The 12,917-nt window shown below is 60.7% G+C and carries 2 protein-coding genes; both read right to left on the reverse strand.

All coding sequences use genetic code 11. The features are described 5' to 3' along the window. Nucleotides 1–36: 36 nt before the first annotated feature. Nucleotides 37–11,688 carry a beta strand repeat-containing protein gene (locus C0V82_RS24370; protein WP_158660174.1) on the reverse strand — a complete coding sequence of 3,884 codons (11,652 nt, stop codon included), beginning with the start codon at nt 11,686–11,688 and terminating at the stop codon, nt 37–39. A 364-nt stretch (nt 11,689–12,052) separates the two neighbouring features. After that, nucleotides 12,053–12,787: a DUF6065 family protein gene (locus C0V82_RS24375; protein ID WP_102114997.1), complete on the reverse strand. Its 735-nt coding sequence runs from the start codon at nt 12,785–12,787 to the stop codon at nt 12,053–12,055. Nucleotides 12,788–12,917 lie beyond the last annotated feature (130 nt).

The following is a 12,917-nucleotide window of genomic DNA, read 5'->3' on the forward strand; positions in this document are numbered from 1 at the left end:
CATCAGTGAGCGGATGAGGAGGGGAATTGCCCGTCCTCAGCCCGTCCCGAAATTGCTGTCGGTCAAACCTGTGAACCCAACCAGGGTAAGGGTTGCCGTACCGCCGATCGTGATGATCGTGTCGCTTCCGCTTGTGTTGATTTGCAGACTGCCGTCTGTGCGGGCGACAGTGGCGTTGATATTCAGGATATCGTTGCTGCTGAAGCCATTGATGGTGTCGTTGCCATCGCCGGTTACCCACCGGATCACGGCAGCACCGGTGCCCAGATTAATGGTGTCATTGCCGGTACCCGCATCCACATAATCATCACCGCCGCCGCCATTGATCGTGTCATTGCCGGCACGCCCCAGAATGCCATCGCCGGTCGACGTACCCGTGATCGTCTCCCCCAGAACCGTGCCATAGATGTATTTGCCGCCACCGCCCCCTTGAATATCGACGGTTTCGATGGCGATGCGCACAAACTGGTCGGCGAACTGCAACGCTTCGAAAGCGGCAATATCATCCGTCCCATCGTCACCGTTGCTGGTGTTGTTATCGATGATCTGGAAATTGCTGCCGCCAAGATGGTCGATGGTGTAATCCGCGAAATTGCCGGAATACACGGCGATATCAATACCCGAGGCATTATCACCGCCATCCATGACGTCGGCGCCGGAACCGCCAATCATGATGTCGGCACCGTCACCGCCTTCCATCGTGTCCCCGCCTGCACGGCCTTCCAGCACATCATTGTCTGACGTGCCGGTGATCGTGTCGCCAGTTGCAAGCTCTGTCCCAATTTGCAATTTGCCGTCGGCAGAGGTGTACGTGACCAACCGGACGAAGTTGTCGTTGAACGCGATACCCTCAACATTCTCCAGGCGGAAGGTGCGCGTGTCATTGACCACCTGGAAGACGCCCGCCGACAGCTTGGTGATGGACACATCCTCAAGATTGGCATGGATGCGGATCGTGTCATTACCGCCCATGCCATTGACGGTATCGTTGCCACCGTCGCCCGTGTCAAAGAAATCATCACGAGAATCAGCACCAGTTAGGCTTTCGCTGAACCGGGTCCCCTCAATAAAGGCAGTAGTCCCTCCCTGGCCGATGGTCGTCGACGCGCCGATGCGGATGACAGTGTCATTGAAGGCAAGCAACTCGACATTGGTCAGGGTGTCGGTCCCGTCGTTGCCGCCATTCGCTTGGTCCTGGTCCTGCACAGTGACCGTACCGGCATTGAAAGACAGAACGTAACCATCGGAGTCACTGTTGTAGCGCACAACGTCATTGCTGCCGTCGCCGCCATTGATGGTATCGTCGCCGGTGCCGCCGACGATGAAGTCATTGCCATCGCCGCCAGTGATACTGTCGTCACCGCCGCCGCCATTAATATTGTCGTCACCGTTACCGGCCGTGATGGTTTCGGCAAACTCCGACCCGGTGATGATCTTATTGCCACCGATCTCCTGGGTCGTAACGGTCAGACGAACAGTCCGGTCAGTGAAACTGAGCATTTCCACGCCGGTCATGCTGTAGCTGCTGCCGCCGATACTGTAGGTGGCCGTGCCCGCATTCTGTGACAGGAATGCGGAATTATAGGTCAGGTCCAGCGCAACAGTGTCGATGCCATCCCCGCCCGTAATCGTGTCAGTGCCCTGGCCCGGACGAATGAAGTCGGCGTCGCTGGTGCCCGTAATGGCATCATTGTAACGCGTACCTTCATAGTAATTGCCGTTGCCAGTGCCCGTGATGTCAAAGACACCCACAGTGACGCGCACAAACCCCTGATCCTTGAAGGATAGCGCCTCGATATTGGTCAGAGTGTCGGTGCCATCATCGCCATCGGCGGTATTATTGTCCGTGACGGTGACGGTGCCGCCGCTGATGCTGACGGAGTAATCGGCAAAGTTACCATTGTAACGGGCCATGTCGATGATGGGATTGTTGTTGGCATCTGTGCCGTTGGCGCCGCCGTCAATGGTGTCGTTGCCCAGTCCGCCTTCCAACTGGTCGCCGCCAGACCCACCGGAAAGGCTGTCCGCGCCCTTGTTCCCGCGGATGAAATCGTTGCCGGCACCGCCGGTCAGGGTCTCGGCAAAGTCGGTGCCATCGATGAACTTGTTGCCGTTGTTCTCCGACTCATAGGCCGTCAGTCGCAGGTAGCCGTCGGTGAAGCTGACGCTTTCGACGTTCTTCAACACGGCGGTATCGCCGCCGATGGCGACATTCACATCGCTGCCCGACTTGGTGATCGTGGCATTGGCGATGCTGGTATTGAAGAAGACATTGTCCTCTCCACCCGCACCATCCACCGTGTCATTGCCGGTACCGGGGTTGAAGCTGTCGCGATTGGCCGTCCCGGTCAGGGTATCGGTAAAGCGGGTACCCTCCACATAGGTGGAGCCATCCTGGTTGGTGAAAACATACGGCACCAGTCGGACAAAACCCTGATCCTTGAAGCTAAGGACCTCAACACCCGTCAGCGTGTCGGTGCCGTCATCCCCATCCTGGCCGGCTTGGTTGTCCGTAATGGTGAAGGTTGTCACGCCGCCATTGGTCACCGAACTGATCGTATAGGTGGAGAAATTACCGTCGTAACGCGCCACATCCAGCAGCGCGTTGCCTTGCTGGTTGGTGCCGTTGTCACCGCCCTGAATAACATCGTTGCCGGCACCACCCTGGAAATAGTCGCCACCGGCACCGCCAATCAGCGTGTCATTGCCGGCGCGGCCATTCAGGAAGTCATTGCCGGCACCGCCCGTAATGCTGTCGCCGAACGCATCGGTACCATCATAGGAATTGCCATCCGGCCCCGTAAAGGTCGCAACATTCAGGCGCACATAGCCATCGGTGAAGGCAAGGCCTTCGACATTGGTCAGCCTGTCGGTGCCGTTGGCCGCCGTGGTTAGCGTCATGCTGCCATCGTTGTTGCGGACGATGGTGTAACCGGCGCCGATGGTCTGGCTCATGATGACATTGTCGTCACCAGCGCCACCGTCGATGGTGTCATTGCCGGTACCGCCATCAATGGCGTCCTGACCGTCACCGCCCAGGATACTGTCATTGCCGGCGCGGCCCTGCAGGTAGTCATTACCGGCCAGACCGCTGATCGTGTCTTCCCCATCGCCGCCTGTCAGGTTCTCGGCATTGGCCGTGCCCGTGATGACCAGATTGGCCGACGACGTGATGTCCGATCCCGACAGGCGCAGATTGGCGGCCTCAATCGCTGTCGACAGTTCAATGGTCAGGTCGGCACCCGCCGTCCCGTCAATGCCGACATAGATCCGCGTTACGCCATTTACGATTTCCGACTGGACCGCCCCTGCCGTCAGGGTGCTGCCATTGCCGGTGGTAACGCTGCCGGTCAGGGTCAGGCCATTGATGGTGATGCGGTCACCCGGGCTGAAATCCGTGATGCGGTCGGTGCCCTGGGCCAGCAGCGTGCTGCCATTGCCCAACGGATCGAAGGCGTAATAATAGAACGTGTCATCACCGCCGCCGCCGGTCAGGCTGTCATTGCCGCCCATGCCGGCAATGGTTTCGACACCCAGGCCGCCCTGTACCGTATCGGCAAAGCTGCTGCCCGAAATCTCGACAACTTCAATCTGGCGCAGGGTGTCGGTGACGCTGTTGTTGATCTGCACCTGCCCGGCAGAGACGCGAACAAGCAGGCCACCCGTGGCGCCATCGGCCAAATCATAGGCCGCAACGTCGTTGCCAGCCCCACCTTCCAGCGTGTCGGCCCCCAATCCGCCATAGAGCGTATCGTCGCCATCGCCGCCCAGCAGGCTGTCGGCACCGGCATCGCCGAAGATCAGGTCGGCACCGGCCCCGCCGGCCAGCGTGTCATTGCCGCCCTGGCCTGACAGTTGATCAGAAAGGCTGCTGCCCGTGATGCTGTCGGCGAAATTGCTGCCGGTAATCCCCAGCTTTTCAAAGTTGGTGACGGTGTCGGTGCCGCCCCGGCCATCACTGATGCTGGCGCTGGTGCCGCTGGTCACGTTGGCCAGCGAGAAGGTGACGCCCTGCGTCAGGCCGATATCGTCAAAGCGGTAGGAGACGAAGTCAGTGCCCGCGCCACCATCAATGCTGTCATTGCCGGCATCGCCACGCAGATTGTCATCACCGTCGCCACCCAGCAGCGTGTCGTCGCCATCTCCACCGCGCAGGATATCATTGCCCGCACCACCGCTGATGCTGTCTTCCCGATCCGGCGCGGTGGGAAGGCTGGCGGAACTGGTGCCACCAATCAGCACATCATCGCCGTCACCGCCGGACAGCGTGTCAGCGCCACCATTGCCAGTCAGCGTATCATTGCCACCCAGACCGCTGAGATTGTCGGCAAGCGACCGGCCCGCCAGGACATTGGCCGTGCCGTCACCCGTGGCCGTCGTGGCGGTATAGCTGGCGGTGATCCTGTTGTTGGACAGGGTGAAGTTCGATGCGGCGAAACTGCCATCCAGGTCAATGAACAGATCCGCGCCCGCCGTGGCATCAAGCCCGATCGACAGGCGGGTACCGCCATTTTGCAGCGCCGTGACGCCGACCTGTCCCGCCGTCAGGCTGCTGGCCTGGGCATTGTCGGTGATACTGCTGAAGGATTGTCCTGTGACCTGAATGACGTCGCCAGACCCCAGATCACGGATCAGATCAGTGCCCGAACCGGCTCCGCCAAAGGAGAAGAGATCTTCGCCAAGCCCACCCACCAGCGTGTCATTGCCGGCACCGCCATTAAGAAGGTCGTCACCCAGCGAGCCGGTGAGTTGGTCGCTGCCCGACCCACCTGTAATCAGGAAGCCTTCAATATTGCTGATGCTGTCGGTGCCACCCAGCCCGTCTGCCACCGTGCTGGCGATGGTGTGGGTGAAGGCACCGCCATTGAACTGTACCGCGTTTGTGGACCCGCTCAGATCGTAGACAGCATAGTCAGTGCCACTGCCGCCGTTGATCGTGTCATTACCGGCCCCACCTGACAGGTGGAAATCATCACCATTGCCACCATTGATGCTGTCGGCACCGTCGCCACCAGTGATCTGGTCGCCGCCGGAACTACCGGTCAGGGTGTCACCAAAGCTTGACCCGGTCAGGATCACATATTCGACATTGCTCAACGTGTCCGTACCACCGCGCCCATCGGACTGTGTGGTCGTCTGGTTGAAGATTGCCGTGGAGGCGTTGAAACTGATCCCCTGGGTCAGGCCTATATTGTCGAAACGATAGCCGACACCATCATTGCCGGCACCGCCATCAATGGTGTCATTGCCGGCATCCCCGCGCAGATTATCGTCGCCATCGCCACCAACCAGGCTGTCATTGCCGTCGAAGCCGCGCAACGTGTCATTGCCCGCACCGCCCAACAGCGTATCAGCAGCATCATTGCCGCCCACACCTTCATTGCCGCTGTAGCCGGACAGGAAGTCATTGCCATCGCCGCCTTCCAGGCTGTCCGACCCCGCCAGACCGGAAAGGGTATCATTACCGGCAAGGCCAATGATCGTGTCGTTCTGGCTGCCGCCCGACAGGATGTCACTGCCGCTGCTGCCCGTAAGGCTCTGCGGCGTGTTCGCGGCAAGGGCCAGCTTCTCGCCGTCGACGCGGATGAAATCCGCCGCCGTGAAGGTGCCAGTGAGGGTCAGGGTCATGTCAGCGCCGGCATTGCTGTCAAGCCCGACATGGATCAGCGTGGTGCCGTTCGTACCGGCCTCAACCCGGACATCGCCGCGCTGAATATTGGCCCCGCTGCCCGTGGCCGGGGCATTCAGGGTCAGTCCCTGGAACCAGAGCTGGTCCTTGCCGCCGAAATCGGTAATGCGGTCATTGCCGTCCGTCTGGCCCGCCGTACCATCAAAGCCGAAGACATCGTCACCAGCACCACCGGTCAATGTGTCATTGCCGTCACTGCCGCCGATGCTGTCATTCCCGCTGGAACCGGTGATGCTGTCATCGACGCTGGAGCCGATGACATAGACCGCTTCGATCCCGGTCAGCGTGTCACCACCCACCGTACCGGCACCGTTCTGCAGGCCGGCCGCCGTGAAGGTGACAGCCGTGCTTTCCGCCGAATAATCCCAATAGGCAACGTCGATGCCGGCACCACCGTCAATGACGTCGGCCCCCAGGCCGCCGGTCAGCGTGTCATCACCGGCTCCGCCGCGCAGCGTGTCATTGCCTGCGTCACCCAGGACATAGCTGTCATTGCCTTCGCCCGCATCAATACTGTCATCGCCGTCGCTGCCCGTCAGCTGATCATTCTGGGCACTGCCGATGATCGTGTCGGCAAAGGCGGTGCCGCCGATACCAATCTTCTCGATAGAGATCAGTGTGTCGGTGCCGCCCAGCGGGTCGGTGAAGGTGAAGGTCTGGCCTGCAACAAAGCTCGCAATGCTGACATTGATCCCGGCCTGCAGGCCGGCACCGGTATAGAACAGGGAGGCAAAGTCATTACCCTCGCCACCGTTCAGCGTATCGCTGCCGGCATCCCCGCGCAGGTTGTCGTCGCCCGCCCCGCCCAGCAGCAGGTCGTCACCCATGTTACCGCGCAGGATATCATCGCCCGCCCCGCCATCCAGCGTATCGGCGGCATCCAGATCCCAAGTCAGGGGCGTGGAGTTGTTGGCACCATAGAGGAAATCATTGCCATCGCCGCCAACCAGACTGTCAGAACCGGAACCACCGCGCACAAAATCGTCGCCCGCCCCGGCATTGATCGTGTCGTTGCCGTCGCTGCCTGTGCCGCTATTCTGCGTGGTCGTAATGCCGCCAAAGATGACGTCATCACCGTCGCCGCCGCTGATGCTGTCATCGCCGAGGCTGCCTGTCAGTTGGTCATTGCCCGCCAGACCGCTGATCGTGTCGTTGGCATTGGCACCCGTCATGAAATCGGCATTGGCGGTGCCCGTCAGGGTCTGCGGCTGGTTGGCCTTCAGACCCAGATCGACATCACCGATCCGCACAAGATCCGCTGCCGAGAAACTGCCGACCAGGGTAACGGTCAGATCGGCACCGGCGGTATTGTCCAGCCCGACATGGATCAGGGTGGTATTGTTACCCCCGGACTGCACCCGCACGTCGCCGCGCATGATACCCGTGGGGCCACCCGTCGCAGGTGCGTTCAACGTCAGGCCCAGGAAGCTCAGCCGATCTCCGCCGGAGAAGTCGGTGATGGTGTCATTGCCATTGGCAACCTGACCCGACCCGTCAAAGCCGAAATAATCGTCGCCGGCACCGCCGGTAAGCGTGTCATTGCCTTCGCCACCGCCGATACTGTCGACCGTGGCAGAACCGGTGATGCTGTCGGCAAAGCTGGAGCCGATGACATAGAAGCCTTCGATGCTGACCAGCGTATCGCTGGCCACGGTGCCGGCACCGTTGGACCAGTTTGATGCATTGAAGGTGATCGCTGCTTCATTGATGCTGAAATCATAAGCGGCAACGTCATATCCGGTGCCGCCATCAATCAGATCAGCGCCAAAGCCGCCGGTCAGCGTGTCATCGCCAGCCCCACCGCGCAGCGTATCATTGCCCGCCTCGCCCAGCACATAGCTGTCATTGCCGTCGCCCGCCTCAATACTGTCGTCCCCATCGCTGCCCGTCAGTTGATCATCGTTGACGCTGCCGATCAGCGTATCGGCAAAGGCGGTGCCACCGATACCAATCCTCTCGATGGAGATCAGTGTGTCGGTGCCGCCCAGCGGGTCGGTAAAGGTGTAATTCTGACTTGAGACGAAGCCGGCAATGCTGACATTGATCCCGGCCTGCAGGCCGGCACCTGTATAGAACAGCGAGGCGAAGTCATTACCCTCGCCACCATTCAGCGTATCGCTGCCGGCATCCCCGCGCAGATTGTCATCGCCCGCCCCACCTAGCAGCAGGTCATCGCCCTTGTTGCCACGCAGGATATCGTCGCCCGCCCCGCCATCCAGCGTATCGGCGGCATCCAGGTCCCAGCTCTGCGGCGAGGAACTGTTGGCGCCATAGAGGATGTCGTTGCCGTCGCCGCCAACCAGACTGTCGGAGCCGGAACCACCGCGCACAAAATCATCGCCAGCCCCGGCGTCGATGGTGTCATTTCCGTCAGTGCCGGATCCGCTATTCTGCGTGGAAAGCGCGCCTGCGAAGATGACGTCGTTGCCATCGCCACCGCTGATGTTGTCATCACCGAACCCGCCGACCAGCTGATCATTACCGGCCAGGCCGCTGATCTGATCCGCACCGGTGGTGCCGGTTAGGGTGTCATTGCTGTCCGTCCCCGTGAGGACACCGTCAAAGATGGCCAGGACAGCATTATTCTGGGAATTATCGACACGGAACTGGCTTGCCGTGAAGCTGCCTACCAAGTCGATGGTAATCAAACTGCTGGCAGCTTTGATATAGAGCTTCGTCACCCCATCCGACGGGGTGCCCACCATCACTTGTCCTGCCGTCAACCCACCCGCATCATTGCCCGACTGGATACTGGTGGACAGGTTCACATCGCTGCCTCCCGAGTGGAAGAATACGATATTGTCGCCCGCCGCGAAGTCTGTGATCCGGTCGATACCGCTATGATTCCGGCTGATATCATAGGCGAAGGTGTCGTTCCCTGCGCCGCCGGTCAGCGTGTCAGCCCCCTCATTGCCGTCCAGGTAGTTGCGGCGCGCGTCGCCAACCAGGGTATCGGCGGCGGAACCACCCGCCACCTGCACCTCTTCGAGGCCGGTCAGGGTGTCGGTGCCGCCACGACCGTTCGCCTGACTGCTGTCGCCATTGGCATCCGCCGCGGCCACCGTGAAGTTGATGACAGAGTTTTTGTCGGCAAAGACATATGAAGCAATGTCGTACCCGGCGCCACCTGACAGGACGCTGTTCCCCGTCCCCGTCACCTCGATCACCAGCGTATCGTCACCTGAACCGCCGATCAGGGTGGCTTCCGACCGACCTTGCAAACGGTCATTACCGATGCCGCCATCGAGAGATGCCCTGCCTATCGACCGGATTAAATCATTGCCGGCGCCGCCCGTGATCGTGGTCGTGCCGGACATGCCGCCGGAAATGCTGTCATTATAAATGACATCATCGCCATCGCCGCCATCGGCAGATCCGTATTCGTAGAAGGAGATCGTGTCATTGCCGGTGCCGCCGGACAGGGTTGGGTTGGCACCGACGCTGCTGATGCTGTCGTCGCCATCCTCGCCATTGAGGAAGCCGCCGCCAAAGATCGTATCGTTCCCCGCACCGCCCCAGACGGTACCTAGGCCAGTCAACCGGTCATTGCCAGCCCCCCCCATAAGGGTGTCGGAACCCGCTCCCCCGGTTACCTGATCGGCACCATCGCCGCCATCCAGACTGTCATTCCCAAGCCCGCCATCAAGCGTGTCATCGCCAATGCCGCCAAGAATGGTATCGGCGCTGCCACCCCCAGACAGCACATCGCCACCGGCCGCACCATCGATCTGGTCCGGCCCCGCACCACCCGTCAGGGTGTCGGCACCCACCCCTCCCGTCAGCGTCTGACCGGCGGGCACCGTCCCGTCGGGGTTGTACCCTTCCGTCACACTATCAACCGTTAGGGCCGTGGCCGTGACATTGGACAAACGCAGCACCGTCGTAAACGTGTACGCACTGCCCGTTCCGTCACGGTCAATCTCCAGAAGTGTATCGGCCCCGTCCTGCCGGAACCGTACATGCTGACTGGCAAACGGATTGCTGCCATCGAAATTGATGATGGCCGGGTAATCATCGGAACTTAGTCTGGCCAGACTGATCCGGTCCCCGCCAGCACCCGCGGCAAAATCCGTGACCGTCGCGTTGGCGCTTGTATAAACGACGACGGTATCCTGCCCGGCGCCCAGCGTGGCTTTGGTGGTCCCCATGGCATGAATGATGTCGTCGCCGGTCCCCCCGATCAGGGTGGAATTGCCGGAGCCGGTCAGCGTGTCATTACCAGAACCGCCATCAAGGGACGCCGGGCCCGCCGAACGGATTACATCGTTGCCGGCACCGCCCGTGATCGTGGTCGTGCCGGACATGCCGCCGGAAATGCTGTCATTATAAATGACATCATCGCCGTCGCCGCCGTCGGCCAAGCTATATTCATTGAAGGAGATGGTGTCGTTACCGGCGCCACCGGATAGCGTGGAACCGTTCAAGGATGAAAACAGAACATCATCGCCACTTGTCCCGGTCAGGCTCTGCCCGGTCGATGTCACAGCAACAACCGCCATGCCTTCACTATTATCCACACTGAACTGGCCCGCCGTGAAGCTGCCGACCATGTCGATGGTGATCAGGCCGCTGGCCGCCTTGATATAGAGCTTGGTCACCCCGTCTGATGGCGTGCCCAGCATCACTTGGCCTAGCGTCAGACCGCTGGCATCATTGCCGGACAGAATGGTCGTAGAAAGATTGACGTCGGCGCCTTCCTCGTCAAAGACCAGAATGCTGTCGCCTGCCGACAGGTCGGTGATGCGGTCGGTCGCGCTTTGATTGGCGTTCGTCTCATAGACAAAACTGTCGGCACCGGCACCACCGGTCATAGTGTCGGCCCCGGCACCGCCGATGAAGACATTGCGCCGTGCATCGCCAACGAAGGTGTCGGCGGCGGTGCTGCCGTAAACAAAGACCTCTTCGATGCTGGTCAGGGTGTCTGTGCCACCCTGGGCATCGGGCTGGCTGCTATTACCGCTGCCATCGGCGGCGGCAACGGTGAAGTTAACCGCCGTGCCGCTTTCCACGAAATAATATTGCGCCGCGTCGTACCCCTCACCACCAGCCAGCGTATCATCGCCCGCCTCACCGCGCAGACTATCATCCCCCTGGCCACCGATCAGACTGTCATTACCGGCCAGACCGATGATCATGTCGTTGCCGGCCAGCCCATCAATCGTGTCACCGCTGGGTGTGCCCGTCAGGTTGTCATCGCCAGCGCTGGGTGTACCGTTGCCAGCCGACATTGAAATGCTGGCGGCCTGGGCGCTGTTATTCACGCTCAACTGACCGGTGGTGAAGCTGCCGACCAGATCGATGGTCACCACGCCAGCAGAGCCGCCGGTATGGACGAACAGCTTCGTCACGCCACCGGAAGGGGAACCAATCCGCACCTGGCCCACCGTCATCCCCCCGGAATCGGGGCCGAACTGGATTTCGGTATTCAGGTTTACGTCATTACCTTCCGCGTGAAAGAAGACGATATTATCGCCTTCGGAAAAATCGGTAATGCGGTCGATGCCGCTATGGTTCTTGTTGATGTCATAGGCGAACGTATCCTGACCATCCCCGCCAGTCAGCGTGTCCGCCCCTTCATTGCCGTCCATATAGTTCCGGCGCGCATCACCGGTCAGCGTATCGGCAGCAGTACCCCCCACCACCTGCACCTCTTCGATGCCCGTCAGCGTGTCGGTACCGCCCTGCCCGTCCGTCTGCGTGCTGTTGCCACTGCCATCTGCGGTCGCCACCGTGAAGTTTACGGCGGAACTGCTGCTTGAGAAGATATAATGCGCGATGTCATGACCATCGCCACCGGCAAGCGTATCGTCACCCGCATCGCCTTGCAGCGTGTCGTTACCAGACCCGCCCACCAGACTGTCATCACCGGCACCGCCGGAAAGCATGTCCGCCTCTTCGGCCCCGGTAATAAGATCATTGCCCTCCAGCCCCAGGATCGTATCCTGAGCCGACGTGCCGTCTAGGGTATCGTTGCTGCTGGTGCCGGTAATCGTGGTCATGACGTGATGCCCCATAGAGGCCGGTTACGCCGCAGAAAGGGCGTCCGGGAACGACAAAGAGACCTGCCCGCCCGAGTGGGCGCTGGCCTGTTTAATTCTGAAATATCAATGGGGTGAGGGTGGAGTGCACCGCGCGTTCGCGGTGTCGCCGTCGTAGTAAAGCTGACTTGTCAGCTTTCCCTGTCACGCTGATCATCATGCCCCACCCCTGCATGCAGCGATGCCATCCCCAATGGACTACGCGCCGCATGATATGTTGGCCCGCAAAATCCGCTGCCCACAGACCTTGCTTGCAATAATGAAAGTACTACGCCGTTCGCGGTATCACAACCCCGCGCCACAATTGGGGAAATGTTTCTCATCGTTAGCGTTTATCGCGAAACGCCGGCGCCCGCAGCTTGATCAGGTGCTCGGGGTCACCGGCGTTCCCATCGGGAAGCTGCCCAAGGTAATAGCTTTTCTGCCATTTCTCGGCCTGTGCCGGAGAGCCGGGCTTTTGTAAGTCCTCATTGAAACGCTGTCGCCCCTGCGTCCACTCATTATAACGCTGAGCAAGTTCCGGTTCCTCCGACAGCGACCGGATTTCCGGTTCCATTTCCCGCAGCAGTTGACGCTGCACAGGGTAAAAACAGCAAAACGGCTCCCCCTTCTCGAATCGAACCGGTCGGCCCGGGCCTGTGAACTTCCAGTTCATGGTGAAGGTGTAGGGTGACCAGTCCGTCTCGATCACACCGGCCAGTGGGGCGATGGCGTCCTTGGGCGCGTTGAACGGCCCCTGCACCATGAGGCTCCATCCTGGTTCGGTCCGGAACAGGGCATGGACATGGAAGGTCAGGATGCCGGCCCCGAAATGGCTGAGTGCGGGGGCCGTGGTGCCCGGATCGGGGATGATGGTGATGGAACTGGTCAGCCCACCCCCATCCCACAGCGCCGAGAAACCGGACGGGCACAGCACCTCCCAGCCATGGGCATTGGCGATATTCAGGGGCAGGCAGCGATAGGCATAGGATTGCGGGGTTGCATCCATCCAGGCCCGCGTGGCCGGCGCTGGGCGCAGTTCCGGTGCCTCCGCCTGGGTCGGATAACAGATCAGCTTCATGATGCCCCCTTGCCGGCGGGCCTCCCCGCAACTCTGTGGAGAGTAGCGCCCATGCTGGATGGGCGGAAGGGGCTGCCGCTGGGCAGCCGTGGCTGTTTCACCAGCCCGTTTTCCAGCAGCCTTCTGTCGA

The sequence above is a fragment of the Niveispirillum cyanobacteriorum genome, from assembly GCF_002868735.1.
Lineage (GTDB): Bacteria > Pseudomonadota > Alphaproteobacteria > Azospirillales > Azospirillaceae > Niveispirillum > Niveispirillum cyanobacteriorum.

Coding starts and splice junctions, on each gene's coding strand:
- C0V82_RS24375 (WP_102114997.1), bottom strand. CDS start 12,787: ATGAAGCTGATCTGTTATCCGACCCAGGCGGAGGCACCGGAACTGCGC.
- C0V82_RS24370 (WP_158660174.1), bottom strand. CDS start 11,688: ATGACCACGATTACCGGCACCAGCAGCAACGATACCCTAGACGGCACG.